General features: G+C 69.4%; 28 protein-coding genes and 1 tRNA gene. 11 read left to right on the top strand and 18 right to left on the bottom strand.

All coding sequences use genetic code 11. The features are described 5' to 3' along the window. Positions 1-158 precede the first annotated feature (158 nt). The 3 genes from JEQ17_RS29120 to JEQ17_RS29110 all read left to right on the top strand — a co-directional run bounded on the left by JEQ17_RS29120 (position 159) and on the right by JEQ17_RS29110 (position 1,448). Entirely contained in the window at positions 159-815 is a 657-nt protein-coding gene (locus JEQ17_RS29120) for an HNH endonuclease (protein ID WP_200397918.1), read from the top strand. Then, a complete protein-coding gene (locus JEQ17_RS29115; RefSeq protein ID WP_325176295.1) occupies positions 754-1,341 on the top strand; it encodes an HNH endonuclease signature motif containing protein in 588 nt (195 codons plus the stop codon). Before JEQ17_RS29120 ends, JEQ17_RS29115 begins: the two co-directional genes overlap by 62 nt. Before the next feature lie 22 nt (positions 1,342-1,363). Then, positions 1,364-1,448 (top strand) — tRNA-Leu (locus JEQ17_RS29110). Between the two features lie 79 nt (positions 1,449-1,527). On the opposite strand, the gene JEQ17_RS29105 is transcribed toward JEQ17_RS29110, so the two are convergent. Then, on the bottom strand, positions 1,528-2,145 hold the full coding sequence (locus tag JEQ17_RS29105; RefSeq protein WP_200397916.1) for an ArsR/SmtB family transcription factor: 618 nt from the start codon (positions 2,143-2,145) through the stop codon (positions 1,528-1,530). Positions 2,146-2,248: 103 nt separating this feature from the next. Between JEQ17_RS29105 and JEQ17_RS29100 the strand changes: the two genes are divergently transcribed. Next, positions 2,249-3,031, top strand: a complete 783-nt coding sequence (locus JEQ17_RS29100; protein WP_234048405.1) for a hypothetical protein — start codon at positions 2,249-2,251, stop codon at positions 3,029-3,031. Positions 3,032-3,052: 21 nt separating this feature from the next. On the opposite strand, the gene rdgB is transcribed toward JEQ17_RS29100, so the two are convergent. From rdgB to JEQ17_RS29080, 4 genes are all read right to left on the bottom strand, one after another. Then, entirely contained in the window at positions 3,053-3,655 is a 603-nt protein-coding gene (rdgB, locus tag JEQ17_RS29095; protein ID WP_200397915.1) for an RdgB/HAM1 family non-canonical purine NTP pyrophosphatase, read from the bottom strand. Between the two features lie 489 nt (positions 3,656-4,144). After that, the gene (locus JEQ17_RS29090) at positions 4,145-4,549 is read right to left on the bottom strand and encodes a hypothetical protein (protein ID WP_200397914.1); all 405 of its coding nucleotides are present in this window, start codon (positions 4,547-4,549) and stop codon (positions 4,145-4,147) included. Between the two features lie 168 nt (positions 4,550-4,717). Next, complete coding sequence (gene rph / locus JEQ17_RS29085) at positions 4,718-5,455, bottom strand: ribonuclease PH (protein ID WP_200397913.1); 738 nt, start codon at positions 5,453-5,455, stop codon at positions 4,718-4,720. Positions 5,456-5,562: 107 nt separating this feature from the next. Continuing rightward, entirely contained in the window at positions 5,563-5,796 is a 234-nt protein-coding gene (locus JEQ17_RS29080; protein WP_018517946.1) for a glucose PTS transporter subunit EIIB, read from the bottom strand. 228 nt (positions 5,797-6,024) lie between these two features. On the opposite strand from JEQ17_RS29080, the gene JEQ17_RS29075 reads away from it, so the two are divergent. Continuing rightward, positions 6,025-7,311 (top strand): PTS transporter subunit EIIC, encoded by a 1,287-nt coding sequence (locus tag JEQ17_RS29075; RefSeq protein ID WP_200397912.1) that lies wholly within the window; start codon positions 6,025-6,027, stop codon positions 7,309-7,311. A gap of 283 nt (positions 7,312-7,594) precedes the next feature. Further along, positions 7,595-8,845, top strand: a complete 1,251-nt coding sequence (locus JEQ17_RS29070) for a PTS transporter subunit EIIC (RefSeq protein WP_200397911.1) — start codon at positions 7,595-7,597, stop codon at positions 8,843-8,845. Positions 8,846-8,981: 136 nt separating this feature from the next. Here the strand turns inward: JEQ17_RS29070 and JEQ17_RS29065 are convergent, their stop codons facing one another. Beyond that, entirely contained in the window at positions 8,982-9,734 is a 753-nt protein-coding gene (locus tag JEQ17_RS29065; RefSeq protein ID WP_189843432.1) for an MBL fold metallo-hydrolase, read from the bottom strand. A gap of 187 nt (positions 9,735-9,921) precedes the next feature. On the opposite strand from JEQ17_RS29065, the gene JEQ17_RS29060 reads away from it, so the two are divergent. Beyond that, positions 9,922-10,437: a type II toxin-antitoxin system PemK/MazF family toxin gene (locus JEQ17_RS29060; RefSeq protein WP_200397910.1), complete on the top strand. Its 516-nt coding sequence runs from the start codon at positions 9,922-9,924 to the stop codon at positions 10,435-10,437. Positions 10,438-10,665: 228 nt separating this feature from the next. Here the strand turns inward: JEQ17_RS29060 and JEQ17_RS29055 are convergent, their stop codons facing one another. The 7 genes from JEQ17_RS29055 to clpS all read right to left on the bottom strand — a co-directional run bounded on the left by JEQ17_RS29055 (position 10,666) and on the right by clpS (position 15,555). Beyond that, on the bottom strand, positions 10,666-11,616 hold the full coding sequence (locus tag JEQ17_RS29055; protein ID WP_200397909.1) for a PLP-dependent cysteine synthase family protein: 951 nt from the start codon (positions 11,614-11,616) through the stop codon (positions 10,666-10,668). Positions 11,617-11,639: 23 nt separating this feature from the next. After that, positions 11,640-11,918 carry a MoaD/ThiS family protein gene (locus JEQ17_RS29050; protein WP_189843435.1) on the bottom strand — a complete coding sequence of 93 codons (279 nt, stop codon included), beginning with the start codon at positions 11,916-11,918 and terminating at the stop codon, positions 11,640-11,642. Between the two features lie 108 nt (positions 11,919-12,026). After that, entirely contained in the window at positions 12,027-12,128 is a 102-nt protein-coding gene (locus JEQ17_RS50740; RefSeq protein ID WP_313904860.1) for a putative leader peptide, read from the bottom strand. A 79-nt stretch (positions 12,129-12,207) separates the two neighbouring features. Next, complete coding sequence (locus JEQ17_RS29045) at positions 12,208-12,630, bottom strand: Mov34/MPN/PAD-1 family protein (RefSeq protein ID WP_200397908.1); 423 nt, start codon at positions 12,628-12,630, stop codon at positions 12,208-12,210. A 99-nt stretch (positions 12,631-12,729) separates the two neighbouring features. Then, the gene (locus JEQ17_RS29040) at positions 12,730-14,208 is read right to left on the bottom strand and encodes an amino acid permease (protein WP_200397907.1); all 1,479 of its coding nucleotides are present in this window, start codon (positions 14,206-14,208) and stop codon (positions 12,730-12,732) included. 332 nt (positions 14,209-14,540) lie between these two features. Then, a complete protein-coding gene (locus JEQ17_RS29035; RefSeq protein WP_055617034.1) occupies positions 14,541-15,146 on the bottom strand; it encodes a DUF2017 domain-containing protein in 606 nt (201 codons plus the stop codon). 91 nt (positions 15,147-15,237) lie between these two features. Further along, on the bottom strand, positions 15,238-15,555 hold the full coding sequence (gene clpS / locus JEQ17_RS29030) for an ATP-dependent Clp protease adapter ClpS (RefSeq protein WP_189843437.1): 318 nt from the start codon (positions 15,553-15,555) through the stop codon (positions 15,238-15,240). Between the two features lie 81 nt (positions 15,556-15,636). Here clpS and JEQ17_RS29025 point away from each other — a divergent pair, with 81 nt between their 5' ends. Next, positions 15,637-16,965 carry a nicotinate phosphoribosyltransferase gene (locus JEQ17_RS29025; protein ID WP_200397906.1) on the top strand — a complete coding sequence of 443 codons (1,329 nt, stop codon included), beginning with the start codon at positions 15,637-15,639 and terminating at the stop codon, positions 16,963-16,965. A gap of 183 nt (positions 16,966-17,148) precedes the next feature. Continuing rightward, positions 17,149-17,733 (top strand): nicotinamidase, encoded by a 585-nt coding sequence (locus JEQ17_RS29020; RefSeq protein ID WP_200401773.1) that lies wholly within the window; start codon positions 17,149-17,151, stop codon positions 17,731-17,733. A 105-nt stretch (positions 17,734-17,838) separates the two neighbouring features. Here the strand turns inward: JEQ17_RS29020 and JEQ17_RS29015 are convergent, their stop codons facing one another. Continuing rightward, a complete protein-coding gene (locus tag JEQ17_RS29015) occupies positions 17,839-18,174 on the bottom strand; it encodes a hypothetical protein (protein ID WP_189843439.1) in 336 nt (111 codons plus the stop codon). 121 nt (positions 18,175-18,295) lie between these two features. Beyond that, complete coding sequence (locus JEQ17_RS29010) at positions 18,296-20,662, bottom strand: immune inhibitor A domain-containing protein (RefSeq protein WP_200397905.1); 2,367 nt, start codon at positions 20,660-20,662, stop codon at positions 18,296-18,298. A gap of 472 nt (positions 20,663-21,134) precedes the next feature. Here JEQ17_RS29010 and JEQ17_RS29005 point away from each other — a divergent pair, with 472 nt between their 5' ends. Further along, positions 21,135-21,431: a hypothetical protein gene (locus tag JEQ17_RS29005; RefSeq protein WP_200397904.1), complete on the top strand. Its 297-nt coding sequence runs from the start codon at positions 21,135-21,137 to the stop codon at positions 21,429-21,431. 127 nt (positions 21,432-21,558) lie between these two features. Here JEQ17_RS29005 and JEQ17_RS29000 read toward each other — a convergent pair whose 3' ends face one another. Next, positions 21,559-22,266: an RDD family protein gene (locus JEQ17_RS29000; protein ID WP_200397903.1), complete on the bottom strand. Its 708-nt coding sequence runs from the start codon at positions 22,264-22,266 to the stop codon at positions 21,559-21,561. A gap of 61 nt (positions 22,267-22,327) precedes the next feature. Continuing rightward, positions 22,328-23,947, bottom strand: a complete 1,620-nt coding sequence (locus JEQ17_RS28995) for an RDD family protein (protein WP_200397902.1) — start codon at positions 23,945-23,947, stop codon at positions 22,328-22,330. 311 nt (positions 23,948-24,258) lie between these two features. Here JEQ17_RS28995 and JEQ17_RS28990 point away from each other — a divergent pair, with 311 nt between their 5' ends. After that, the gene (locus tag JEQ17_RS28990) at positions 24,259-24,732 is read left to right on the top strand and encodes an SsgA family sporulation/cell division regulator (protein WP_200397901.1); all 474 of its coding nucleotides are present in this window, start codon (positions 24,259-24,261) and stop codon (positions 24,730-24,732) included. 53 nt (positions 24,733-24,785) lie between these two features. Here the strand turns inward: JEQ17_RS28990 and JEQ17_RS28985 are convergent, their stop codons facing one another. Continuing rightward, a complete protein-coding gene (locus tag JEQ17_RS28985; protein WP_200397900.1) occupies positions 24,786-26,201 on the bottom strand; it encodes an FAD-binding oxidoreductase in 1,416 nt (471 codons plus the stop codon). Positions 26,202-26,274 lie beyond the last annotated feature (73 nt).

Genomic DNA, 26,274 nt, shown 5'->3' with positions numbered 1-26,274 from the left:
AGGCCTGGCCCGCCCCTTCCTCTCGAATCACCGACACCGGAACGGCCCGCCCCGCGACAAGCGGCGCGGGCCGTTCCGCATTCCGGTCGTGACCATCCGATAAACGGTTCGTTACTCCGTACGAGGTCGCGAACAGGCGACCGGGACGGAGGGGAACCATGGCGGTCAGTCCGTACACCAGGGAGCGCCTGGAGGAGGCGGCGAGTTCGTCGCGGACATTGTCGGAGGCGTTGGGGAGGTTGGGGGTGGATCCGAAGAGTTCGACGCGCGATTACATCCGGGGGCGCATGAAGAAGCTGGGGGTGGACACGGCTCACTTCCAGCGCGAAGGAACGCGCTGGACCCGAGAAGTTCTGGTCCCCGCGGTGGCGGCTTCCAAGTCGGTGAATGACGTACTCCGCCATCTCGGCCTCGACCTTGTGGGCGGCCATCACACCAACATCACCCGCAGGATCAAGGCCTACGGTCTCGACACCTCACATTTCTGCCCTCGCGCCGAACGACCGAAGGGCAACCGACGTCAGCGAACGACCGATCAGGTCCTCGTCCAGCACGAGTCGAAGGACAAACGCCGAGAACATCCGGACCGGCTCAAGCGAGCCCTGCTGGACCTCGGCACACCCGAACAGTGCTCAAGGTGCGGTACCGAGCCGCTCTGGCGGGGGCGTCCACTGCCACTCGAAGTCGACCATGTCGACGGGAACTGGCGGAACAATCGCCCGGAGAACCTGCGCCTCCTGTGCCCCAACTGTCATGCGGCGACGGACTCGTACCGAGGCAGGAGCAAGCGCCACCGCACGGGCACCGCCACATGAGCGGCCGCCCCCGCGTCCCAAAGCCGGAGACACAGACGCTGCGCCGAGCCGTGGCCGCGTCGTGGTCTCTGGCGGAGACCTGCGGATGCTCGGGTTTCCGGACAACGGCAGCCGGAGAGCCGCCCTGCGCCGGTGGATCGAGGAGGACGAACTTTCTGTGGCGCACTTCCTTGGACAGGCCCATCAACGAGGGAAGCCCGGAACGGCGCCGGCGAGAAGCGCGGAAGACATCCTCGTCAAGCGCGATGGATCGTGTCGCACCCGCGCGGTTCTGCTACGTCGGGCGCTCGCCGAGATCGGCGTTCCGGAGCGCTGCGACGAGTGCGGGACTCCACCCGAGTGGAATGGGCAACCCATGACGCTGGAGATCGACCACGTCAATGGCGACTGGAGCGACGACCGGCGCGAGAACCTACGACTGCTGTGCCCCAACTGTCATGCGATCACCAGCACCTGGTGCAGAGGAGGTCGCCGAAGCCAGGGAGAACAGCGTGACGCAAACCCCCACTCACCAGCACCCACGTGACCGGTACGATGACAGTCGGCTGGCGGCGGTGGCGCAACGGCTGACGCAGCAGACTTAGGATCTGTGGCCCGTGAAACGGCTTGAGGGTTCGAATCCCTTCCGCCGCACAGTGACGGCCTGCGAATCGAAAGATCGATTCGCAGGCCTTTTCTTTGCGGCGAGTCACGTGACTGCAGGGCGGGAACGCTACTCAACCGGCAGCGCGAACCACCGCAGCAGCACCGGCTTGGCGTCCGATGGCGCGTCCTCCGGGCCTCGGGCGAAGCGGGTCAGGAGGTCGAGGTAGGCGTCGTGGAAGGCGGTCACCTCTTCCTTGGTGAGGTGGCTGAGGCTGCGGGAGCCGCGCATCCAGCCGTCCGACTCGGCCTGTTCCTCGGTGAAGCGGCGGGCCAGCTCGATGTCCTCGTCGAGCCGCATGCGGTCGAGGGCCCCCGCGACCGCCCGCTCGCCGTCGGTCATCTCGTCCTGCGCGGGCCTGCGTACGTCGAGTCCGCGCACCGCCCGCCACCAGCGCTCGCGGCTGTTGGGCCGTTCCGGTACGTCCTCGATGAAGCCCCCGCGCTCCAGGCGGCGCAGGTGGTAGCTGAGGGTGCCGGTGTTCTCCCCGAGGGCGGCGGCGAGGGTCGTGGAGGTCGCCGGGCCGGAGACTGCCAGGTGGCGGAGGATCTTCAGCCGTAGTGGGTGGGCGAGGGCTTTGAGGGCCGCCGGGTCGCCGATCGTGCGCCGTTCGCCGTCCGGTTCGACACCCGTCTCGGTGCCCGCGTCGGCCTCCGGCCCGGGCTCGGGCTCGCCTTCATCGCTCATGGGGGCAGCCTACCGTCTCACAGCCGAACCTCTGCAGAGTGAAGTTTGCAGAATTTTCTCTGCAGACCTTCCATTGCAGAGGAATCGCTGCAATCCTTGAGGCGTGGACATCGACATCGCGGGACCCTCCCGCCCGTCCGCCATTCACCTGGAGGCCTTCATGCTTCGCGCCCGACGTCTCGTCATGGCTCTGTCCGCCCTGGCCCTCGCCGCCGGCACGGGCGCGGCGACTGCGGGTCCCGCGCACGCCAACACCAACACCAACACCGGTGTCGGCTCGGGCGCGCGGCAGCTTGGCTTCGCGGACTGTCCGAGCCTCGCCGAGCTTCCCGAAGGCGCGGATCCGGCGAAGTGGCGGTGCGAGGCGATGACCGCGACCGGGCATCTGAGCCTCGGTCGCGTCGAGGTGCCGATCGACCGGCCCCTGGCGATCACCTTCGCGGAGGGCACGGTCGACGGCGAGTTCCGTCAGGTGTTCGGGGCGATGGCCGCCACTCCCCTACGAGTTCGGGGCACACCGCTGTCGATCACGCCTCGGTACGGCGGGTATTCGGACTTCGAGTCCAACGACGAGCGGCGGGGCGAGCTGGATCTGACGTTCCGTATATCCGGGCCGGAGGTACCGCGCGGTTGTTCCATAGGCACCGACGCGGCCCCGGTCCACCTGGTGCTCAAGGAGACGGATCCGCCGGGGGTCGTCTCGCCGGATCCGCTGGTCGTCTCCTTCGGGGTGGCCGACAACCGCTTTTCGGCGCCGGGTACTTCAGGCTGCGGCCGGCTGGGCCCCGTGCTCGACAGGGTCCTGCGGCTACCGGCCCCGGCGGGCGCGAACGGCATCGACCTGGACGCGCGGGTGGCGATGCGGTCGTACGGCGGGGAGGAGTAGCCGGGGTCCCGGGAGGGAGGGTCAGCCCAGCAACTCCCGTACCACGGGTACGAGTCCGCGGAACGCCTTGCCCCGGTGGCTGATCGCGTTCTTCTCGTCGGGGGTGAGTTCCGCGCAGGTGCGGGTGTCGCCGTCGGGCTGGAGGATCGGGTCGTAGCCGAAGCCGTGGGTGCCCGTGGGCTCGTGGCGCAGGGTGCCGCTGAGGCGGCCCTCGACCACGCGTTCCGTTCCGTCGGGGAGGGCCAGTGCGGCGGCGCAGGCGAAGTGGGCGGCGCGGTGTTCGTCGGCGATGTCGCCGAGTTGGGCGAGGAGGAGCCTGAGGTTGGCCTGGTCGTCGCCGTGGGTGCCGGACCAGCGGGCGGAGAAGATGCCGGGGGCGCCGCCGAGGACGTCGACGCACAGGCCGGAGTCGTCGGCGACGGCCGGGAGGCCGGTGGCCTGGGCGAGGGCGTGCGCCTTGAGGAGGGCGTTCTCGGCGAAGGTGACGCCGGTTTCCTTGACGTCGGGGATCTCCGGGTAGGCGTCCGCGCCGACGAGGTCGTGGTGCAGACCTGCGGCGGCGAGGATCGCCCTCAGCTCGGTGATCTTTCCGGGGTTGCGGGTGGCGAGGATCAGGCGGGTCATGGTGCTCACCCTAGCCAGCCGGCCCGTACCGCTCGCACGATGCCTGCGATCGCCCACCGGTGCCTGCGATCTGACCGGCTGGCCCCCGCCGCTCCCCAGCCCACTGTCACTCCCGCGCCCACTGCCGCTGCCGCTGCCGCTGCCGCTGCCGCTGCCCGTGATCGTCTGCCACCCGCGGCGGGGTCAGTCATCCACCTGCGGCGGGACCGGTCGTCCGCCCACGGAGAAGCCAGTAACCCACCCGCGGCGGGACCGGGTGCCCACCCGCGGATGGGCCACTCGTCCACCTGCGGAGGGCCCGGCCGTTCACCCGCGGCGGACCGGTAGTGGCCCGCCCCCGGCGAGACGGCCGTTGCCCCGCGGTGAGACGGCCGTTGCCGCACGGCGGACCGGTCGCTGCCCTGCGGCGGACCGGCCGTTGCCCCGCGGCAGAACGAGCCTTGCGGCTACGGCTGCCGCGATCGCGTACTGCTAACGCTGCCGCTGCCGCTACGGCGTGCAGACCTTGGTCAGTTCGCCGGCCGCGTCCGTGACGGGGCTGATGTCCGGCGTCTCGTCGCCGTTCTTGATGGCGTCGCGGACGTTGGTGACCGCCTTCTGGAGGTCGTCCACGGCCTTGTTGATGTCGGTGTCGTCGGTCTTGTCACCGATGGTGTCGAGGTTCTTGTCGATGGAGTCGAGCGCCTCGTCGGCCTGCGTGGGGTCGTTCGCGGCGTTCTCCACGGCCTGCTGGAGGTCGGTGACGCTGTCGGCGATCGTGTCGGCGGTCTGGACGCAGTCCAGGGCCTTGTTGACGGCGTCGCAGCCGGTGGTCAGCCCGGCCGTCAGCGCGACGGCTGCCACGGCGGCGGCGATGGCAGTGGTACGGCGTGCTCGGCGGCGACTCGCGGCCATGAAACGGTCCTCCCGATGCGTCAGGCCCGAGGGCCCCGTTGCGTAGGCCACAAGGCCCCCGTGTGGTGCTGGCCGGGCGTACCGCGGTGTGCCGTACGCCCGTACTGGTAGGGACGCGACGGCCGGTGCCGTGGTTGCCCGTGGCAGGAGGCCGTCTTGGTGTGTCCTTTACCTTTCCAGGACCGTATCAAGCGCCGTGCGCTGGGCGACAGCGAGTTCTGTGCAGCCCAGAACGGCCAGGTCGAGAAGGGAGTTGAGCTCCTCACGGGCGAACGGTTCGGCCTCGGCGGTGCCCTGGACCTCGACGAATCGGCCGTCGCCGGTGCAGACGACGTTCATGTCGGTGTCGGCGCGGACGTCCTCCTCGTAGCAGAGGTCGAGGAGGGGTACGCCGCCGACGATGCCGACGGAGACGGCGCTGACCGTTCCGGTGAGGGGCTGACGGCCGGCGCGGATGATCTTCTTGCCCTGGGCCCAGGAGATGGCGTCCGCGAGGGCGACATACGCGCCGGTGATGGCTGCGGTGCGGGTGCCGCCGTCGGCCTGGAGGACGTCACAGTCGAGGACGATGGTGTTCTCGCCGAGTGCCTTGTAGTCGATGACGGCGCGCAGCGAGCGGCCGATGAGGCGGCTGATCTCGTGCGTGCGGCCGCCGATCTTGCCGCGGACGGATTCGCGGTCGCCGCGGGTGTTGGTGGCCCGCGGGAGCATGGAGTATTCGGCGGTGACCCAGCCCTCGCCGCTGCCCTTGCGCCAGCGCGGGACGCCCTCGGTCACGGAGGCGGTGCAGAAGACCTTCGTGTCGCCGAAGGAGATGAGGACGGAGCCCTCGGCGTGCTTGCTCCAGCCGCGTTCGATGGTGATCGGGCGGAGCTGTTCGGGCGTGCGGCCGTCGATTCGAGACATGGCGTCGAGCCTAGTCGTATACGGGTGAGGGGCCGCCCCGGGTAACGGAAGCGGCCCCTCAGGAGTGACACCTCAGGTCCTCGGGCCGGGGCCCGGAGTCCGGAGGTTCACATCATGTCTTCGATGTCCGCGGCGATCGGGTCCGCGTCGGTGCCGATGACGACCTGGATGGCGGTGCCCATCTTGACGACGCCGTGGGCGCCCGCGGCCTTCAGGGCGGCCTCGTCGACCTTGCTCGGGTCGATGACCTCGGTGCGGAGGCGGGTGATGCAGCCCTCGACCTCTTCGATGTTCTCGATGCCACCGAGCCCGGCGACGATCTTCTCAGCCTTGCTGGCCATGTCCTACTCCCTGATCCGAACCGCTTTGTCGCAGTAACCCACAGTTGGCCCATCTTCGCGAGCGGTCACGTCACCCGTACCGAATGATGGCGAACACGACAGCGCAACCGTTCGCCGACTGGTCTACACCAGTTTTCAACGGCCGCCAAACCCGGCCCCGTTCCCGGGGGTGCGGAAGGGCGGCGGGAGACCGGTGGAGGGGCGCGGGAGGATGCAGGAGGACCGCAGATGAGTGCCGAAAGCGCCGCCGCGCCCGCGCGCACCCGCTGGAGCAACCTGTTCCAGGGCCTGCAGAAGATGGGCCGCAGCCTGCAACTGCCCATCGCCGTGCTGCCGGCCGCCGGCATCCTCAACCGCCTGGGCCAGCCGGATGTGTTCGGGGACGACGGTCTCGGCTGGACGAACGTCTCCAAGGTGATGGCGGGCGCGGGCGGCGCGCTGCTGGACGGTTCGCTCGGGCTGCCTCTGCTGTTCTGCGTCGGTGTGGCGATCGGTATGGCGAAGAAGGCCGACGGTTCGACGGCGCTCGCGGCGGTGGCCGGGTTCCTCGTCTACTACAACGTGCTGCGGCAGTTCCCCGAGGACTGTGCGCAGCAGGCGAAGGTGGTGGCTGCCGGCTGTCAGGCGGACGACGGCTCGGTGGTGGTGTTCACGTACCAGAATCCGGGTGTCTTCGGCGGCATCATCATGGGCCTGATGGCGGCCTACTTCTGGCAGCGCTATCACCGCACCAAGCTGGTGGACTGGCTCGGCTTCTTCAACGGCCGCCGCCTCGTCCCGATCATCATGGCGTTCGTGGCGATCGCGTTCGCGGCGCTGTGTCTGTGGGTGTGGCCGCCGATCGGCAGGGGTCTCGAGGACTTCAGCGACTGGCTGGTGAGCCTGGGCGCGTGGGGTGCGGGAGTCTTCGGTCTCGCCAACCGTGCACTGCTCGTGATCGGGCTGCACCAGTTCCTGAACGTGCCCATGTGGTTCCAGTTCGGCAGTTACACCAAGCCGGACGGCACGGTCGTGCACGGCGACATCAACATGTTCCTGGCGGGCGACCCGAACGCGGGGCAGTTCACGTCCGGCTTCTTCCCCATCATGATGTTCGCTCTGCCGGCCGCGTGCCTGGCGATGGCGCACTGCGCGAAACCCCACCGCCGCAAGGAAGTTGGGGGTCTGATGCTGTCGATCGCCCTGACGTCGTTCGTCACGGGCATCACGGAACCGATCGAGTACTCCTTCGTGTTCATCGCGCCCGCGCTGTACGCGGTGCACGCGGTTCTCACGGGTGCCTCGATGGCGGTGACATGGGGTCTGGGTGTGCACGACGGGTTCAGTTTCTCGGCGGGTCTGATCGACTACGTCATCAACTGGAATCTGGCCACGAAACCCTGGGCGATCATTCCGATCGGTCTGTGCTTCGCCGTCGTCTACTACGTGGTGTTCCGGTTCGCGATCACGAAGTTCGACCTGCCGACGCCGGGCCGGGAGCCGGAGGACGAGGTCGAGGACGTGACGAAGGCGTAGGCGCTCCGCCTTTCCTGGGCCCCGAAGCCGGTTCGCAGTCTGCGGACCGGCGTGGCCGTTCGCGCAGTTCCCCGCGCCCCTTAGGGGCGCTTTTTCATGTTTCCAGACACTTGATCCTGCATGTCCAGGCCGCAAAAACTGCGGGTTCCTTATCTCACCTTCACCGTGCTACAACAGGTCTACACCACTGAGTGGTGTAGACCACGTGGATGCTGTCCATCCCCCGTGCAATTCACTTCCGTTCACTTCCCGTCCCCGGCAGCACCCTGCACATGGAGGAACCATGACCACCGCCACAGCTCCGGCGGCCCCCGCGAAGAAGTGGGGATCCGGCCTGCTCCAAGGCCTGCAGAAGGTCGGCCGCAGCCTGCAGCTCCCCATTGCCGTGCTGCCGGCCGCCGGCATCCTGCTCCGTCTCGGCCAGCCCGATGTGTTCGGCCCGGACGGGCTCGGCTGGAACAAGGTCGCGTCCGTGTTCGCCACCGCCGGCGACGCGGTCTTCGCCAACCTGCCGTTGCTGTTCTGCGTCGGCATCGCCATCGGCTTCGCCAAGAAGTCGGACGGCTCCACCGCGCTCGCGGCGCTCGTCGGGTTCCTCGTCTACAAGAACGTGCTCACCGCGTTCCCGATCAGCGAGGCCAAGGTCCAGAAGGGCGCGGACGTCGCCGCGACCTACAACGACCCCAAGGTCCTCGGCGGCATCGTGATGGGCCTGATAGCCGCCGTCACCTGGCAGCGCTTCCACCGCACCAAGCTCCCCGACTGGCTCGGCTTCTTCAACGGCCGCCGTCTCGTACCGATCCTGATGGCCTTCATCGGCACCGCCGTCGGCGTCTTCTTCGGCCTCGTCTGGGAGCCCGTCGGCGACGTCATCACCAACTTCGGCGAGTGGATGACCGGCCTCGGCGCGGTCGGCGCGGGCATCTTCGGCGCCATCAACCGCGCGCTGCTGCCGGTCGGCATGCACCAGTTCGTGAACACCGTCGCCTGGCAGGAGATCGGTACCTACACGGACTCCGCCGGTGCCGTCTGGCACGGTGACCTGCCGCGCTTCTTCCACGGCGACCCGACCGCCGGTCAGTTCATGACGGGCTTCTTCCCCATCATGATGTTCGCGCTCCCGGCCGCCGCCCTGGCGATCACGCACTGCGCCCGCCCCGAGCGCCGCAAGGCCGTCGGCGGCATGATGGTCTCCCTCGCGCTGACCTCGTTCGTCACGGGTATCACCGAGCCGATCGAGTTCGCGTTCATGTTCATCGCGCCGGTCCTGTACGTGATCCACGCGGTCCTCACCGCGATCTCGATGGCCGTCACCTGGGCGCTGGGCGTCCACCACGGCTTCAGCTTCTCCGCCGGTGCCATCGACTACTTCCTGAACTGGAACCTCGCCACCAAGCCATGGATGATCATCCCGATCGGCCTGGTCTTCGCGGCGATCTACTACGCGACCTTCCGCTTCGCGATCATCAGGTTCAACCTCGCGACGCCGGGCCGAGAGCCCGAGGAAGAGGTCGAGGACCTCACCAAGGCGTGAGGAACAAGGCCTGAGTTCCAAGGCACGAGGACCAGGACGTAGGACATGACGAGGCCCCCGGAGCCGATCGGCTCCGGGGGCCTCGTGCTGCGCAGCCTGCGCAGTGCTGCGTGTGCAGTGCTGCGTACGGACGACGTCAGATCTCGTACGTGACTCGCGGCGTGGCGAGTTCCACCGGCCCTCCGAACGCCGCTCGGGCGTCCGCCAGGTTCGCCTGGGGGTCCGTCCACGGCGGGATGTGGGTGAGGACCAGGCGGCGAGCCGCGGCGCGGGTCGCGGTCTCGCCGGCCTCGCGGCCGTTGAGGTGGAGATCCGGGATGTTCTCCTTGCCGTGGGTGAACGCGGCCTCGCAGAGGAACAGGTCGGTGTCCCTGGCGAGTTCGTCCAGCGTGTCGCACACGCCGGTGTCCCCGGAGTACGTGAGCGACCGGCCGCCGTGCTCGACACGGATGCCGTACGCCTCCACGGGGTGGCTCACCTTCTCGGTGTGCACCGAGAACGGGCCGATCTCGAACGAGCCCGGCTTGACCGTGTGGAAGTCGAAGACCTCGCTCATGGAGGAGGCGGAGGGGGTGTCCGCGTACGCGGTGGTCAGGCGCTGCTCCGTGCCCTCCGGTCCGTAGACGGGGATCGGATCGCAGCGGCCGCCGTCATGGCGGTAGTAGCGTGCGACGAAGTACGCGCACATGTCGATGCAGTGGTCGGCGTGCAGATGGCTGAGGAAGATCGCGTCAAGGTCGTAGAGACCGCAGTGGCGCTGCAGCTCGCCAAGGGCACCGTTGCCCATGTCGAGAAGCAGCCGGAAGCCGTCGGCCTCGACGAGGTAGCTCGAGCAGGCCGATTCCGCGGACGGGAACGACCCCGAGCAGCCGACGACGGTGAGCTTCATAAAGCAGAAACCTCCGCTGGCGGGGAGTGAAGACGGGGGTCGTGCGGTCCGTCGAGCGTAAGGCGCAAAAGGTCCTGTCGCTCCTCCGTCGAGGGCTGTTGTGGGGGAACTCACCTGCGGTGTCACCGGTTCGGGGGCCAGCGGGGTGGCCAAGCGTGGGCCCCGTCACGCCGGTACCGTCATATCCATGGATACGTCGTGGTGGCTCGCGTTGGTGGCCGTGGTGCTGTTGGCGGGTGTCGCGACGGTGGTGGACGGGTGGGGGCGGGGGTCTTCCGGCGGACGGGGCCGTTGGCGGGGCCGGTCGCCCCGTCGCGGGCCGGACCGTCCTCCGGGGCGACCGCGGGCCCTGGGTGGGTTCCGGCGCTCTTCTCGCCCGTCTCGTTCTTCCCGTCCGCAGCCTGCCGAGATCTGGTGGGCGAACGTTCCCTACGAGGACGGGCCCGGGGCGAAGGATCGGCCGTGTCTCGTTCTGTCGGTGCGGGGGCGTACGGCTGTCGTCGCCAAGATCACCAGCAAGAACCACGACGAGCGGCGGGCCGGGGTCATTCCGCTGCCGCCCGGGTCCGTGGGGGATGCCCGGGGGCGGGCCAGCTTCCTCGAGACGGATGAGCTGCGCGGGCTGCCGGTACGGGACTTCCGCCGCCGGGTGGGCCCGGTGGACCCCATGATCTGGGACCAGGTCCGCAACCTCCCCCACTAGGGCTTTCCTCGCCCCCGCCGCCCCTACCCATTCCCGTCCCTTTTCGGGGGCCAGCCCCCGAACCCCCGCTCCTCAAACGCCGGAGAGGCTGGAGATTTCGCGGCCCGGGCCGACATTTTCAGCCCGTCCGGCGTTTGAGGACGAGGCCGTTCAGGCCGATAGCGGGGGTCTGGGGGCGCAGCCCCCAGGGACGGGACGGGTAGGGGCGGCGGGGGCGAGAAACCCGGGCTACGCCCAGAGCTGCCCCTGCAGCGTCTCGATGGCCTCTTCCGTCGTGGCAGCGGTGTAGACACCGGTGGAGAGGTACTTCCAACCCCCGTCGGCCACGACGAAGACGATGTCGGCGGGCTCGCCCGACTTCACGGCCTTCAGCCCGACCCCGATCGCCGCGTGCAGCGCCGCCCCCGTGGAGACCCCGGCAAAGATCCCCTCCTGCTGCAAAAGCTCCCGCGTACGGGTGACGGCATCGGCGGAGCCGACCGAGAACCGGGTGGTCAGAACGGACGCGTCGTACAGCTCGGGCACGAACCCCTCGTCGAGGTTCCGAAGCCCGTACACAAGATCGTCGTATCGCGGCTCGGCCGCGACGATCTTGACGTCGGGCTTGTGCTCGCGGAGGAAGCGGCCCACACCCATCAGCGTGCCGGTGGTGCCGAGCCCGGCGACGAAGTGGGTGACCGAGGGCAGGTCGGCGAGGATCTCCGGCCCGGTCGTCGCGTAGTGCGCGCCCGCGTTGTCGGGGTTGCCGTACTGGTAGAGCATCACCCAGTCGGGGTGCTCGGCGGCCAGTTCCTTCGCCACCCGCACCGCCGTGTTCGAACCCCCGGCCGCCGGGGACGGGATGATCTCGGCGCCCCACATGCCGAGCAGTTCCCGCCGCTCCTGGGAGGTGTTCTCGGGCATGACGCACACCATGCGGTAGCCCTTGAGCTTCGCCGCCATGGCGAGGGAGATGCCGGTGTTGCCGGAGGTGGGCTCCAGAATCGTGCAGCCGGGCGTCAACCGGCCGTCCTTCTCCGCCTGTTCGATCATGTGGAGCGCGGGACGGTCCTTGACCGAGCCGGTCGGATTGCGGTCCTCCAGCTTCGCCCAGATGCGGACGTCGGCGGACGGCGAGAGCCGCGGCAGGCGCACCAGAGGGGTGTTGCCCACCGCGGCCAGCGGGGAGTCGTAACGCATCAGCGATCAGAGCCCGGTGCCGGTCAGACCATGCCGCCGGCCACGGCCGGCAGGATCGTGACGTTGTCGCCGTCGGTCAGCTTGGTGTTGATGCCGTCGAGGAAGCGCACGTCCTCGTCGTTCAGGTACACGTTCACGAAGCGGCGCAGCTCGCCGCCGTCCACGATGCGGGCCTGGATGCCCGTGTGCCGGGTCTCCAGGTCGGCGAAGAGGGCGGCGAGGGTCTCCCCGCCGCCCTCGACGGCCTTCTGGCCGTCGGTGTAGGTGCGGAGGATGGTGGGGATGCGGACCTCGATGGCCATGGCTGTGGGCTCCTGTCGGGAGTGAGTCGGTCGGTGGGCGCGCGGCAGCGCAGAAGAGCAGGTGTGCGTCGTGAGGCGCCGCGGCTCACGGCCGTACGGCGGCAGGGTTCAGCGCGTACAGATGGCGCTCTGCAGCCTGCACAGGTCGACGTGCAACCGTGCCACGAGCAGCATGCCCGGGGTCTTGTCGCTCACGTCGTGGGAAACCATGGGGTCATCGTATCGATTCCCGGTCCGGGTTCTGGAATGTGATCTCAGATACTGGATGAATTCTGACCGAAATACGGGATCAGTACGTCTCCACGACCGTGACCTCCTCCTCCGTCACCTCGCCCTCCAGGATCCGGAAGGACCGGAACTGGAAGGGCCCGGCGTCGTCGGCGTCCGCCGTGGAGACCAGGACGTAGTGCGCGCCGGGCTCGTTCGCGTACGAGATGTCGGTGCGGGAGGGGTACGCCTCGGTGGCCGTGTGGGAGTGGTAGATGACGACCGGTTCCTCGTCGCGGTCGTCCAGCTCGCGGTAGAGCTTGAGGAGGTCGCCGGAGTCGAACTCGTAGAAGGTGGGCGAGCGCGCGGCGTTGAGCATCGGGATGAACCGCTCGGGGCGGCCGGTGCCCTCCGGGCCGGCGACCACGCCGCACGCCTCGTCGGGGTGGTCCTTGCGCGCGTGCGCGACGATCTGGTCGAAGAGGACCTGGGTGATGGTCAGCATGGTCGTCAGGATAAGCAGAAGGGCCGCCCCGTACCGAAGGGTGGTACGAGGCGGCCCACATGCTGGGCCACGAGCCCTACATGCTCTGCGTGAGATCCGTCAGCCGATCTTCTCGAACTCCGGGTCGCGGCGCTCGGTGACCTCCGGGTTCCGCGACTTCAGTACGGTCCAGCCGATGCCCAGTGCCGCCGCCCAGCCGGCCATCACGTAGAGGCAGACGCGGGAGTCGGCGTCGTACGCGATGAGGCAGGTGACGAAGAGCAGGAACACGACCGCGACCCAGCTGAGCTTCGAGCCGCCCGGGGCCGGGAAGGACGAGGCGGGCAGGCGTCCGGCGTCGACCGCGCGGCGGTACAGGATGTGGCTGGCCAGGATCATCAGCCAGGTCCAGATGCCGGCCGCGGTGGCGACCGAGATGACGTAGCCGAAAGCCTTCTCCGGGACGATGTAGTTCAGGACCACGCCGATGCCCATGAAGAGCATGGAGACGGTGATGCCGAGCGCGGGCGTCTTGGTGGAGGACAGCTTGTTGAAGATCCTGGGGGCCTCGCCGTTGTCCGCCAGGGTGCGCAGCATGCGGCCGGTGGAGTACATGCCGGAGTTGCAGGAGGACAGGGCCGCCGTCAGGACGACGAAGTTCACGATGCCCGCGCCCGCCGGGATGCCGATCTTCGCGAAGGCCTCCACGAAGGGGCTCACGCCGGGTGCGAACTCGGTCCACTTCACTACGCAGAGGATGACAGTGAGGGCGCCGACGTAGAAGAGGGCGATGCGCCAGGGCAGGGTGTTGATCGCCTTGGGGAGGGTCTTCTCCGGGTTCTCGGACTCGCCCGCGGTGACGCCGACGAGTTCGACGGCGAGGTACGCGAACATCACGCCCTGCAGGGTCATCAGGGACGAGCCGATGCCCTTGGGGAAGAAGCCGTCGAAGGCCCAGAGGTTGGAGACGGCGGCCGAGTCGCCCGCGGAGCTGAAGCCGAAGGTGAGGACGCCCAGGCCGATCACGATCATGCCGATGAGGGCGGTGACCTTGACCATCGAGAACCAGAACTCGATCTCGCCGAAGAGCTTCACCGAGATCAGGTTGGCCCCGAAGAGGACCAGCAGGAAGACCAGGGCGGTGACCCACTGGGGGATCTGCGGGAACCAGTAGTTGACGTAGATCGCGGCGGCGGTGAGTTCCGCCATGCCGGTGACGACCCACATCAGCCAGTACGTCCAGCCGGTGAAGTAGCCGAAGAACGGGCCGAGGAACTCGCGGGAGTACTCCGCGAAGGAGCCCGAGACGGGACGGTAGAGCAGGAGCTCTCCGAGGGCCCGCATGATGAAGAAGATGATGACGCCCGCGAGGGCGTACATGAGGATGAGACTGGGGCCCGCCTTGGCGATGTTCGCCCCGGCCCCCAGGAAGAGGCCGACGCCGATGGCGCCGCCGATCGCGATCATCTGGACCTGACGGCTGTTGAGGCCGCGTTCGTAGCCCTCTTCGGGGGCGTGACCCTCCTCAGGGGGTTCGCTGCCCACGACACCTTTGCGGTCGTGCCCGTCGTCGTTCTTGCCGACCTGCACCGAGGTCATGTCTGATGCGCCTTTCTCCATGCCGATCCGAGCCGTCGTCGGCTCCGGATCGGGTCCCGATCCCCCCGGATTGAATGGAGCTGAGCGGGCTCCCCGGCCCACTCGTGCCTGGTCGGCGATCCGCCGACCGGTGGCGCACCCGGCCGGACATGGGTGGCGTCCCGCCGGGCGGTCGTGAAGATTTATCACGGCCGCAATGCTGATCACCCGAGGCGCGTGTAGCGCACACCACAGGGAGAACCGGACAAAAGTCGGACCGCGCCCCATAGGGCGCGGTCACGGTGACGGGATCGTTATTCGGATTTGAGCGTCCGCTGAGCGAACGGAAGATGTCAGGACATCAACGTTTCAACCAACGTCTCCTGGAGCCCGCCCAGCCACAGATACGCCATCACCATCGGCTTGCGCGGGTCCTCGTCCGGCAGCCGGTAGAGGAGGTCGGTGTCCTCCTCGTCGACGACGTCGAGGCGGGACCCGATGGCCAGGCGCAGGTCGTTGAGGGCGCGCAGCCACTGCTCGGACTCCTCGGCGGAGAGCTTGAGGACCGCCCCGCCCTCCCCCACGGCCGAGAGCGTGTCCAGGGAGCGGATCACGGTGAGCGCGTTCTCGCGCTTGGCCGCGCGCAGGTCGTTCTCGGTGAAGCGGCGGAACTCCGCGGAGTAGGCGCGCTGTTCCTCGGCCTGCTCGGGCGAGTTCGCCTCGACGTCGGGCCCGCTGTACGCGTCGGGGAAGAGCCGCTTCAGCACGGGATCGGAGGGCGGTTCGCTCGGCCCCTCCGCGAACAGCTCGGCGAGCGGGTCGTCGGAGGCGTCCTCGCCCGGTCCCGGCCCGATGAGCTCCAGGAGCTGTACGGCGAGGGAGCGGATGATGGAGATCTCGACCTCGTCGAGCGCGACGGCCGCGCCGCCGCCGGGGAGCGGTTCGAAGTGTCCTGGCATCAGGTGCGTCGCTACTTCCAGTACTGCGCGGGCGTCGGGCAACTGCCGGTCGGACTGTGTTTGCCGGTCTGCCACCGGCCTTGCTTCAGGCCTATTTCCGGTCGTGCTGGAGGGTGGCCCACAGACCGTAGCCGTGCATGGCCTGCACATCGCGCTCCATCTCCTCGCGTGTGCCGCTGGAGACCACGGCCCGGCCCTTGTGATGGACGTCGAGCATCAGCTTGGTGGCCTTGTCCTTCGGATAGCCGAAGTACGTCTGGAAGACGTAGGTCACGTAGCTCATCAGGTTGACCGGGTCGTTGTGGACGATGGTCACCCAGGGGACGTCGGGCTCGGGTACGGCGAAGACCTCCTCCGCCGACTCGGTTTTTTCGGTCTCTAGGGGTGCGGGAGCCGTCACACGGCCCATGCTGCCACCACAGGTGGGTGCCCGGCCAAACGAGCCCCACAAATCGTCAGAGTGACGAGATAGGGGGTACCATTCTTTGCCATGAACACTGCGGACCTAGGGCTGCCGGTTGATGTTCCCTCCACCGCGCTCTTCACGGACCACTACGAGCTGACCATGCTGCAGGCCGCCCTCAAGGGCGGTGCCGCCGACCGGCGCTCGGTCTTCGAGGTCTTCACACGCCGGCTGCCCGAGGGCCGCCGCTACGGCGTCGTGGCGGGGACCGGACGGGTGCTGGACGCGATCGAGAACTTCCGCTTCGACGCGGACGTCCTCGGCTTCCTGCGCGAGCGCCGCGTCGTGGACGAGCCGACCCTGGAGTGGCTGGCCTCCTACCGCTTCAGTGGCGCCGTCTGGGGCTATCCCGAGGGCGAGGTGTACTTCCCCGGGTCGCCGATCCTGCGGGTCGAGGGCTCCTTCGCGGAGTGCGTGCTCCTGGAGACCGTGATCCTCTCCATCCTCAACCACGACTCGGCGATCGCGGCCGCCGCCTCCCGGATGGCCTCGGCCGCCGGGGAGCGCCCGCTGATCGAGATGGGTGCCCGCCGCACCCACGAGCTGGCCGCGGTGGCGGCGTCCCGGGCGGCGTACGTCGGCGGCTTCACGACCACCTCCGACCTGGCCGCGGGCTTCCGCTACGGCATCCCGACCGTCGGCACCAGCGCCCACGCCTTCACGCTCCTCCACGACAGCGAGCGGGACGCCTTCCAAGCCCAGGTGGACTCGCTCGGCCGGGGCACCACGCTGCTGGTCGACACGTACGACGTCGCCGAGGCCGTCCGGCTGGCCGTCGAGGTGGCCGGGCCCGAGCTCGGGGCGGTCCGCATCGACTCCGGTGACCTGCTGCTCGTGGCGCACCGGGTGCGCCAGCAGCTGGACGAGCTGGGCGCCACGAACACCCGGATCATCGTGACCTCGGACCTGGACGAGTACGCGATCGCCTCGCTGGCCGCGGCGCCCGTGGACGCGTACGGCGTGGGCACCCAGCTGGTGACGGGATCCGGCCATCCGACATGTTCGATGGTCTACAAGCTCGTCGCCCGTGCCGAGTCCGCGGACCCGAAGGCTCCGCTGGTTCCGGTGGCGAAGAAGTCGACGGGCGGAAAGACGTCCATCGGCGGCCGCAAATGGGCCGCGCGGCGGCTCGACCCGTACGGGGTCGCCGAGGCCGAGGTGGTCGGCCTCGGGGCCGTCCCTGCCGAGCTCAGCGACCGTCAGCTCCTCGTGGAGCTCGTCAAGGGCGGCCAGGTCCTCGCCCGCGAGCCCCTGGACGTCGTACGCGACCGGCACGCGGCGGCCCGCGCGAACCTGCCCCTCTCGGCGACCCAGCTCTCCCGCGGGGAAGCCGTCATTCCGACCGAGTACGTATGAGCCACGTGGGACCGGATCCGAGGAACACCCGGGCGCACACCTCAGGCCACCCCGAGCCCGAACGGGCATGAACGGACGAGGAGCGGGAATGCAACGGCAACAGCTCGGTCGCACAGTCACGCCCCGTCAGGGGTGCGGGGAACTGTGCGATCAGCCCACTACAACCCGCAGAAGGACACCGACATGCGCCGCGCCCTGATCGTCGTAGACGTGCAGAACGACTTCTGCGAAGGCGGCAGCCTCGCCGTGTCCGGCGGAGCCGATGTCGCCGCCGCGATCACGGAGCTGATCGGGCAGGCCCCCGCCGACTACCGCCACGTCGTGGCGACCCGCGACCACCACATCGCCCCCGGCGGCCACTTCGCCGACAACCCCGACTACGTCCACTCCTGGCCCGCGCACTGCGTGGCGGGCACCGAGGGCGTCGGCTTCCACCCGAACTTCGCCCCGGCGGTCGCCTCCGGCGCGATCGACGCGGTCTTCGACAAGGGGGCGTACGCGGCGGCGTACAGCGGCTTCGAGGGCGCCGACGAGAACGGCGTGCCGCTGGGCGACTGGCTGCGTGCCCGCCAGATCACCGAGGTCGACGTGGTGGGCATCGCCACCGACCACTGCGTCCGCGCCACCGCCCTGGACGCGGCCCGCGAGGGTTTCCGCACCCAGGTCCTCCTCGACCTCACCGCAGGAGTGTCCGAGGAGACCACCGAGCGAGCCCTGGAGGAGCTGAGCGCGGCGGGCGTGGAACTGAGCGGCAAGCCGATCGTCTGACCGCGCCCCGTAAGGGGCGCGGGGCTGTGACATTTGCGGCTCCGCCGCGTGGGCGCGACGAGCCACGACAAACCCGCAGCGGCTCATCGAACGCCAGCCGAATACTCAGAATCCCTGCGGCGTGGCCGTGCGTCGCATCAGCGCCCGGATCGGGTGCCAGAGCTCCGCCGCGCAGGCGTCGGCACCGGGGGCCGTGCGCCATATGAGGCCGTCGGGATGGTGCAGGACCGCGGTGATCTCGTCCGGGGTCGGGGGCTCCGCGTTGCCGCGCAGGTACACCGCCCGCATGCCCAGGTTGCGCAGCCGCGTCAGGGCGCGGGCGCGGTTCTGGGCGTGCACGAGCACGCGTACCGAGCCGCTGCCCGCGGCGGGCGGTCGGGGCAGGTTCAACGCCACCACCACCGTGCCGTTCGGCAGCTTGCAGAAACCTCCTGCGGCCATGCAGTCACACCCCCGTGAGAACCAGTGTCAATAAGAGAGTCACAGCACGCACCTAAACACGATCGGCCGCAACCCGCCAGAGGGTTGCGGCCGATCATGGTTTGACCTGCGGAAATGCCTTTTACTTCGTCGCGGCCGAGACCTTCACCGTGATCGTCGAGCCGTCGCGCGGCTCCTTCACGATCGCGATCTTGGTGTTGGTGTCAGTGACACGGACACCGGCGGTGGGGTTGGTCTCGTCGTAGTACGTGTTCTTGTGGTCGTTGAAGATCCGGTTGCCCGGAAGCGACGGGATCTTCGTCGCGACGTCCGCCTTGTGCAGCCTGAGGGCGTCCGTCCGGTAGGTGCTGAAGGGCGAGTCGTACGACTGGATGCGGCTGCGCATCAGCGTGCCGTCGGACCACTTCAGCGGCTTCGGGTGGGCGTCCACCGGCAGCAGCAGACCGGTGCCGGCGTGCTGGCTGACGTTGTTGTCGTTCTGGGAGGTGTCCCACTTCCAGATCAGCAGACCGTTCTGGTAGGGGAAGTGCTCCACCCAGGACGGGCGCGTGTTCGAGAAGCCGAAGTTGTACGGGCCGGTCTTGAGGGTCTTGTCGTACGACACGTACTGGCGGTTCTCGGCGATGTAGTACTGCGCGTAGTCGTCCGTGACGGCCGCGCCGATGCGGGAGAAGCCCGTGGCCTTCCAGGCGGAGTCGGCGGTCTCGGCGTTGTCCGAGAAGACCGGCGAACCGTCGGCCGTCACCGTGATCACGTCGGCCGCGAAGCCCTTCTGGGCCACCCCTCCGTCGGTCTGGTAGCGGAAGCGGAGGTCGAACTTCTTGCCCGCGTAGGCGTCGAGCGGGAACGAGAGCTTCTTGTACGCGTCCACGGTGCCGGTCAGCGCGGGCTTGCCGCTGCCGTCGCGCGGGAGGGCCGCGCCGTCGACCGTGCCGTCCAGCGGCGTCCAGTTGGCGCCGTCGGTCGAGACCTCGGTGTAGAGGTAGTCGAAGTCGGTCTCGATGTCGTACCAGCCGTCGAGGGTCAGCGTGGCCGAGGACTTGCCGGTGAGGTCGACGGAACGGGTCAGCGTGTTCTTGAGGTCGTCACCGCTGCCGCTCCACCACTGGGTGGCTCCCTGCGCCGGGGTGACCACCGGGTTGGTGACCTCCTTCTCGGGCAGTTCGACCACCAGCGCCTGGGCGTTCTTGGTGTTGTACTCCGCCACGCCCAGCTTGTGGGTGGAGCGCGTCGCGGCCTTGGCCGTGTCGTACTTCAGCCAGCCGAGCTGGAGTTTGTCCCAGGCGGTCATGTCGCCGGGCAGGTCACCGATGGTGTTCCTGCCCTCGCCGAGCCAGGAACCGGACGACATCAGCGTCCAGAACCCGGTGGAGTTCTCGGCGGTGTTGGTGGTGTCGTAGTGGTCCGGCAGACCGAGGTCGTGGCCGTACTCGTGGGCGAAGACGCCGAGTCCGCCGTTCTCCGGCTGGATGGTGTAGTCGCCGACCCAGATGCCGGAGTCGCCGATCTGCGCCCCGCCCATCTTGTTGCCCGTGGGCCCGGTGGCGCCGGCGTCCGTGCCGAACGCGTACCAGCGGTGGGCCCAGATGGCGTCCTCGCCCTGGGCGCCGCCGCCCGCGGACTCGTCCTCGCCCGCGTGCACGATCTGGAAGTGGTCGATGTAGCCGTCGGGCTCGTTGAAGTTGCCGTCGGCGTCGAAGTCGTTGCGGTCCCACTTGTCGTAGGCGGCCAGCTCGGACTTGATGGCGGCGTCGGACTTGCCGGCCGCCTTCTGGGCGTCGACCCAGGCGGTGACACCGTCGGCGACGGCGTTCCACGCGCAGGTGTCGGGCTCGCACTTGTTGGAGCCGTAACGGGCCTCGTTGTAAGGCACCTTGACCCAGTCGGAGACCGCGCCGCCGATGGAGTAGCGGCCCGAGGACTGCTTCTCGTAGTACTTCTTCATCGACTCGACACCCTTGCCGGTGCCGAAGTAGAGCTCTTCGAAGTGCTTCTTGTTGTAGTCCGCCTGCCAGGCCGTGCTGTTGTCCTCGGAGCGGTCCGGCTCGGCTATCTGGTTGTGCAGGGGACCCGGGGTGCCGCCGTAGCGTGGGTCCGTCCTGTCGCCGAACTCCACGAGGATCGTGAAGATCTGATCGGTCTTCTCCCGGCCGAGCTCGACGTACTTGCCGTCCTGGAGTTTCACGACCTGCGAGCCGCCGCGGTTCTTGACGGTGGCGTCGCCGGATATGACCTTCTTGAGCGCCTCTTCGCGCTGGGCCTCCTGACGCTCGGTCAGCGGGCCCTTCAGGTCGTGCTCGCGATCGGTGTGGTTCTCGGCGCGCGCCGGGTCCTGCCGGTTCGCGGCCGGATCCTGACGGCCCGCCGCCGCGGCCGGCTGTTCGCCGGCAGCGGCCTGCGCCACCGCGAAGGTCGAGAACGTGGCAGCGGCCGCTGCGAGCGACACACCCACCGCGGCTGCTCTGAACGTCCATGGTCTGCTGGTCACTTGATGCAGTCCTCCCCCGCGCCCGGGCGCGCGGAATGGAGGGGTGTCCAGGTCATGGAGTCCGCGCGCGCTCTATGCGCGTCACAAGTGACGACATTCGACCGGAGTTGAAGGAGAAAAGACAGATCTTGACTTGAACAGGTCAAGTGGGCTATGCACCGGCGGTCGTGCGCCGCGCACGGACATTCGTCCGCTCACGGAAGAACGGTGTACGAATCAACAGGCGCGTTCGAACGTCCACTTGATGGACGCCATGACTCCGTGCGCCCCCTGTGCACCGGCACCGTGGGTTAGGTCACGCTTACTGCTCGTTCCGCTCGGGCAGACAGCCGATTAGAGTCGGTTGGCGGCTCGCCGGATTTCCGGTGGTTTGCCAACCGGACACCGTTGTCGAACCCCAGATTCTTATCCGCACCCTCCCCCATCGCGAGAGGCACGGGGGGAGACCCCCACCCCGAGGATCGGAATAGCCATGCCTCGTCCGACCGCCGCACAGCTCGCCTACGGTTCCTGCACCGTGATCTTCTCCACGCTCGCCATGCTGCTGCTGTCACAGACGAGTTCGGGCCTGGGAGTCGTGGTGATCGCGCTCTCCGCCCTCGTGCTCGGCCTCCTCGTGGCCATGACGGTTCCCGTACCGAAGCCCGCCGCGCCGACCGTGTCCGTTGCCCGGCCCGCGTCTGTCACCCTCTCGGAACACCGAGTTCCGGTGCAGCGCGAGACCGTCGCGGCCGCCAGCGCACCCGAGCCGGTCCGCGAGCGCGCCTGAGCCGCCCCGAACCGCAACACGAACCGGCGGGCCCGTTGACCACGGACCCGCCGGTCGTCTGCGCCGCCTGTGGACTCGGCCTTGCCGACTCCTGTGGAACTTCAGCCCGTGCCGACTCCTGTGGAACTCAGCCCGTGCTGACCACCACCGTCTTGGCCGCCTTGTCGTGCAGGCCCTGCTTGTAGGGCTTGTCGAAGAAGCTCCAACCGCCCGCGATCGCCGTCCAGATGCACGCGCAGCAGAACGCGAACGGCAGCCACAGGACCAGCGCGCGGACCAGCGAGGTCTGCACGGAGGGCGTGGAGCCGTTGTCGAGGTTCGCCACCCGCAGGTGCAGCCACTTCTTGCCGAGGGTCTGCCCCGCCCTGGCGGTCATGACGGTGTCGTAGCCGACGTAGAGCACCGCGGCGATCAGCGACTGGCCGAACGACCTGCCGTAGTCGATCTTGTCCGTGTCCACGTCGTACTCGTTGACGTTGAAGGCCCACGTCACCAGCCACACCACGATGACGACGAGGATCATGTCGATGATCCGCGCGAGCGTGCGCTTGCCGCTGTCGGCGAGCGGAGGCATCCCGGCCAGCGGGTCGTTGCCGTACGGGCCGCCGCCGTACGGGTCACCACCACCGCTGCCGTACGGGTCACCGCCGCCGTAGGGCGGTGGCGGCGGGGTGGCGCCGTACGGGGAACCGGTGCCCGGCGGGGGCTCGTTGCCGCGGGTGGGATCGAACGGCGGGCCCTCGCCGGGCGGCGGCTGCCCGCCGGACGAGCCCTCGTCCGACGGCTTCTTCTTGAACGGATCGTCATCCGGCGGGGGCGGCGGCTCGGTCGTCATATCCCGAGTCGACCGCGAACCCCCCGACTGCGCAATGGGGGGCGGCCGTCCGGGGGAGCGGTCAGCCCGCGACGAACGTGTGGGCCGCCTTGTCGTGCCAGCACTGGCGCCACGGGCGGTCGAACGCGCCCCACAGGACACCCACGACACCGATGGCGAGAAGCCCCGGAACGCTGTAGACGAGCCAGCGGCGCAGCGCCAGACCGAACGACGGCGGGTCGCCGCCCTCGATGTCCCGCACCTGGAGGCCGCAGAGCTTCTTGCCGAGGGTGCGGCCCCACTTGGCGGTGGGCAGCGCCTCGTAGAGGACACCGAAGAGGAGAAGTACGGCGAGGATGATGCCGAGGTAGACCGCGGTGGTGCCGTCAAGGAGCCAGACCGTGACGGTCTCACCCGACAGCTTGGCCGCGTCGATCTTCTCGTTGACGTGGTCCAGGGCCCTGGTGCCCAGCGGAACGGCGGCCGCGCCGGTGACCGCGGCCAGCACCACCGTGTCCACGAGCCTGGCCGCCAGACGCTTGCCGAGTCCCGCCGGGCGCGCGTTCGCCTGCGAGCGGGCCACCGCCTGGAACGGGTCCTCCCGCACCGGCTTCCACGGCACGACGGGCTGGTCGGCCTCCGGCCCGGCCAGGCGGTGCACCTGCTGGGCCCAGGAGGGCTGCCCGCCGCCGGCACCCGCGGCCATGGGCGCGCCGGAGCCGGACTGCGCAGGGGTGCCGGGGGTGGACCGCTCAGGGGCGGACTGCGGCGCGGCGGACCGCTGCGGGGTCGCGGGGGCCGCCGGGAAGGCGGCTGCGGGGCCCTGGGGGGCGGCCTGGGCCTGGGCCGCGGCTGCCTGGGCCGCCGCCGAGGACTGGGCGGCGGAGGCCCCCGACCCGCGCTGCTGTCCCCCGCGCGGTACGGCCCTGAACGTCATCGTGCCCTCGGAGGCGAGGGGTTCACGGGAGCCGGGGACAGCGCCCGAACGGTCGGCGCCCGAGACATGCGCGCGTCCGGCGCCCATGGCTCCCGCCGCGCCCGCTCCCCCGGCCGGCCCGGCGGCCCTGTCCGAGGCCCCGGCGCCTTCGGAACCCGCGGAGCCCGCCGCTCCGGTGGGCTGCACCGGTCCGGTCGGCCTGCGGAACACCACCGAACCGCCGGAGCCCGGCGGCTTGAGGGCCCCCGAGCCCCCGTCGGACTCGGCACCGGAACCGGAATCGGCCTGGGACTCGTACGACTGGAACGTGGCCATGCCGTCCGTGTGGTCCGACCTGCCGTCGGGCTGGGACGGCAGGGAGGGCCCGGCGGACTCGGCCTGCTGCTCGGCGGGTACGCGCGGATCGGGCTTGCCCCAGCGGATCCGGCGGTCCGGGTCGCCGCCGAAGCCGGTCTGCCGTGAGCGGTCGGCGCCCCACGCGGTCGCGGGCTCGGGCCGGCTGCCGTGCTGGGCGTCGGCGGGCGACGGGTTCGCGGCCGGCGGGTCCTCGTCGAAGAAGTGCGGCCCCGTCTCCTCCGTGGAGGCGGGCACGGACCGTTCGTCCGCGGGCGACGACAGCGGCTCGCCGCCGGACGGCGCCGGCCGGCTGGTGCCCGGCACCCACGCGGCACCGTTCCAGTACCGGACATATCCGGGAATGGAGGGGTCCGGGTAATACCCTTCGCGGGGCCTGTCGTCGCCTGGGGCCGGGGTTGGGGCGCTCATGTCCGTCGTCCCGTATCTGCTCGGGGGTCGTGTTGAGCGTCCACATCTATCAGACCGGCGCAACGGCCATTGCCGCTCCTCGCGTACCTACCCCCTTCGAGCAAGGTTCCGCCACGTTTTCCGGCCGCTTCCGGTCGGGTGACGATCGTCTGCCGGCCGTGTGCTGATCGTGTCTGCCGGTCGTCTACGGCGGTTGTGTGCCGGCGCCCGCGGAAAAAGTTCCGCGAACCCGCGTAATGCTTCGCCGCCCGCGCCCTCTCCACTCGTACGGGCCCGCCCACAGGGCCACCGGACGAGAGGAAACGCACGACATGAACACCGTGGTGGAGCGCGAGCTCGAACTGAAACTGGTCCTGTCCCCCGAGCGCAGCATCCCGGTCCCGGCCCGGCTGAGCTACCGCACCGACGATCCGTACGCCGTCCACATCGCCTTCCACATCGGCTCCGACCACCCCGTGAACTGGACGTTCGCGCGCGAGCTGCTCGTGGAGGGGGTGTTCAGGCCGTGCGGGCACGGGGATGTGCGGGTGTGGCCGACGAAGGTCGCCGGGCGGAGCGTGGTCCTGATGGCGCTGAGTTCGCCCGACGGGGACGCCCTGCTCGAAGCGCCCGCCGCGCAGGTGTCGGCCTGGCTGGAGCGCACCCTGCGGGCGGTGCCCCCGGGCTCCGAGGCCGAGCAGCTCGGTATCGACGACGGCCTCGCCGAGCTGCTCGCGCCCACCCCGGCCGACGATCTCTGGCTGCGCGACCCCTGGCCCTCGGACGAGTCCAAGGACGGGGAGTGAGACGGAGGGGCGCGAGAAGCCGAGGAGGTGGCCCGGAAGAGCTTTCCCGGGATTCAGAAGAGCTTGCCGGGGTTGAGGATCCCCAGCGGGTCGAACGCCGTCTTGATCGCCCGCTGCATCTCCACGCCCACCGGGCCGATCTCGCGCGCCAGCCATTCCTTCTTGAGGACGCCCACGCCGTGCTCGCCGGTGATCGTCCCGCCGAGTTCCAGGCCGAGGGCCATGATCTCGTCGAAGGACTCGCGGGCGCGCCGGGACTCGTCGGGGTCGCCCGCGTCGAAGCAGACGGTCGGGTGGGTGTTGCCGTCACCGGCGTGTGCGACGACGCCGATGGTCAGCTGGTACTTCTCGGCGATCCGGTCGACCCCTTCGAGCATCTCAGCGAGCTTCGAGCGCGGTACGCACACGTCGTCGATCATCGTCGTGCCCTTGACCGCTTCGAGGCCGGTGAGGGACAACCGGCGGGCCTGGAGCAGCAGTTCGGACTCGGCCGCGTCGTCCGCCGGTACGACCTGGGTGGCGCCGGCCGCCTCGCAGAGCGCGCCCACGGCCGTCAGGTCGGCGGCCGGGTCGAGGGTGTCGAAGGCGGCGAGGAGCAGGGCCTCGGTGGACTCCGGAAGGCCCATGTTCGCCATGTCGTTGACGGCCTTCACCGTCGTACGGTCCATCAGTTCGAGGAGGGACGGCACATGGCCGCCCTCCATGATCCGGCAGACCGCGTCGCAGGCGGCCGCGGCGGAGGCGAACTCGGCGGCCAGCACCAGCTGTTGGGGCGGCTGCGGCCTGAGGGCGAGAGTGGCCCGTACGACGATGCCGAGCGAGCCCTCCGAACCGACGAAGAGGCGGGTCAGGTCGTATCCGGCGACGCCCTTCGCCGTACGGCGGCCGGTGGACATCAGGCGTCCGTCGGCGAGGACCACGTCCAGGCCGAGGACGTACTCGGCCGTCACCCCGTACTTCACACAGCACAGGCCGCCGGACGCCGTGCCGATGTTGCCGCCGATGGTGCACATCTCCCAGCTGGAGGGGTCCGGCGGGTAGTAGAGGCCGTGTTCGTTGACGGCGCGGGAGAGCGTGGCGTTGACGACGCCCGGCTCTACGACCGCGATCCGGTCGACCGGGCTGATCTCCAGGATGCGGTCCATCCTGACGAGGGACAGCACGATGCAGCCCTCGGAGGCGTTGGCGGCGCCCGACAGGCCCGTACGGGCGCCCTGCGGGACCACCGGGACACGCAGTTCGGTGGCGACGCGCATGACGTGCTGGACCTGCTCGACGGTGCGCGGCAGCACCACGACGGCGGGGGTGCCGGCCTCGCAGAAGCTGGCCATGTCGTTGGCGTACGAGACCGTGACGTCCGGGTCGGTGAGGACCGCCTCGGCCGGCAGGCCCGCGAGGAGACGGTCGACGAGGCTGCCCACCGCCACGGTGTCTTCATCGGGTCGGGCTTCGATACGGCTCATGATCACAGCGTCGCACCCGGGGCCATCGGTGTGAACCCCGCCCGCGCGAGGCTTTCCGTGCCGGGGTGGTGGCCGGGTG

Source organism: Streptomyces liliifuscus (genome assembly GCF_016598615.1).
GTDB lineage: Bacteria > Actinomycetota > Actinomycetes > Streptomycetales > Streptomycetaceae > Streptomyces > Streptomyces liliifuscus.
Note: the sequence above shows the minus strand (reverse complement) of the source record. Positions and strands in the feature narration are given on the sequence as shown.

Bases quoted from the DNA above. Each gene is read 5' to 3' on its own strand.
- JEQ17_RS29120 (WP_200397918.1), top strand. From the start codon at position 159: ATGGCGGTCAGTCCGTACACCAGGGAGCGCCTGGAGGAGGCGGCGAGT.
- JEQ17_RS29115 (WP_325176295.1), top strand. From the start codon at position 754: ATGCGGCGACGGACTCGTACCGAGGCAGGAGCAAGCGCCACCGCACGG.
- JEQ17_RS29105 (WP_200397916.1), bottom strand. From the start codon at position 2,145: ATGAGCGATGAAGGCGAGCCCGAGCCCGGGCCGGAGGCCGACGCGGGC.
- rdgB (WP_200397915.1), bottom strand. From the start codon at position 3,655: ATGACCCGCCTGATCCTCGCCACCCGCAACCCCGGAAAGATCACCGAG.
- JEQ17_RS29090 (WP_200397914.1), bottom strand. From the start codon at position 4,549: ATGGCCGCGAGTCGCCGCCGAGCACGCCGTACCACTGCCATCGCCGCC.
- rph (WP_200397913.1), bottom strand. From the start codon at position 5,455: ATGTCTCGAATCGACGGCCGCACGCCCGAACAGCTCCGCCCGATCACC.
- JEQ17_RS29080 (WP_018517946.1), bottom strand. From the start codon at position 5,796: ATGGCCAGCAAGGCTGAGAAGATCGTCGCCGGGCTCGGTGGCATCGAG.
- JEQ17_RS29075 (WP_200397912.1), top strand. From the start codon at position 6,025: ATGAGTGCCGAAAGCGCCGCCGCGCCCGCGCGCACCCGCTGGAGCAAC.
- JEQ17_RS29070 (WP_200397911.1), top strand. From the start codon at position 7,595: ATGACCACCGCCACAGCTCCGGCGGCCCCCGCGAAGAAGTGGGGATCC.
- JEQ17_RS29065 (WP_189843432.1), bottom strand. From the start codon at position 9,734: ATGAAGCTCACCGTCGTCGGCTGCTCGGGGTCGTTCCCGTCCGCGGAA.
- JEQ17_RS29060 (WP_200397910.1), top strand. From the start codon at position 9,922: ATGGATACGTCGTGGTGGCTCGCGTTGGTGGCCGTGGTGCTGTTGGCG.
- JEQ17_RS29055 (WP_200397909.1), bottom strand. From the start codon at position 11,616: ATGCGTTACGACTCCCCGCTGGCCGCGGTGGGCAACACCCCTCTGGTG.
- JEQ17_RS29050 (WP_189843435.1), bottom strand. From the start codon at position 11,918: ATGGCCATCGAGGTCCGCATCCCCACCATCCTCCGCACCTACACCGAC.
- JEQ17_RS50740 (WP_313904860.1), bottom strand. From the start codon at position 12,128: ATGGTTTCCCACGACGTGAGCGACAAGACCCCGGGCATGCTGCTCGTG.
- JEQ17_RS29045 (WP_200397908.1), bottom strand. From the start codon at position 12,630: ATGCTGACCATCACCCAGGTCCTCTTCGACCAGATCGTCGCGCACGCG.
- JEQ17_RS29040 (WP_200397907.1), bottom strand. From the start codon at position 14,208: ATGACCTCGGTGCAGGTCGGCAAGAACGACGACGGGCACGACCGCAAA.
- JEQ17_RS29035 (WP_055617034.1), bottom strand. From the start codon at position 15,146: ATGCCAGGACACTTCGAACCGCTCCCCGGCGGCGGCGCGGCCGTCGCG.
- clpS (WP_189843437.1), bottom strand. From the start codon at position 15,555: ATGGGCCGTGTGACGGCTCCCGCACCCCTAGAGACCGAAAAAACCGAG.
- JEQ17_RS29025 (WP_200397906.1), top strand. From the start codon at position 15,637: ATGAACACTGCGGACCTAGGGCTGCCGGTTGATGTTCCCTCCACCGCG.
- JEQ17_RS29020 (WP_200401773.1), top strand. From the start codon at position 17,149: ATGCGCCGCGCCCTGATCGTCGTAGACGTGCAGAACGACTTCTGCGAA.
- JEQ17_RS29015 (WP_189843439.1), bottom strand. From the start codon at position 18,174: ATGGCCGCAGGAGGTTTCTGCAAGCTGCCGAACGGCACGGTGGTGGTG.
- JEQ17_RS29005 (WP_200397904.1), top strand. From the start codon at position 21,135: ATGCCTCGTCCGACCGCCGCACAGCTCGCCTACGGTTCCTGCACCGTG.
- JEQ17_RS29000 (WP_200397903.1), bottom strand. From the start codon at position 22,266: ATGACGACCGAGCCGCCGCCCCCGCCGGATGACGATCCGTTCAAGAAG.
- JEQ17_RS28995 (WP_200397902.1), bottom strand. From the start codon at position 23,947: ATGAGCGCCCCAACCCCGGCCCCAGGCGACGACAGGCCCCGCGAAGGG.
- JEQ17_RS28990 (WP_200397901.1), top strand. From the start codon at position 24,259: ATGAACACCGTGGTGGAGCGCGAGCTCGAACTGAAACTGGTCCTGTCC.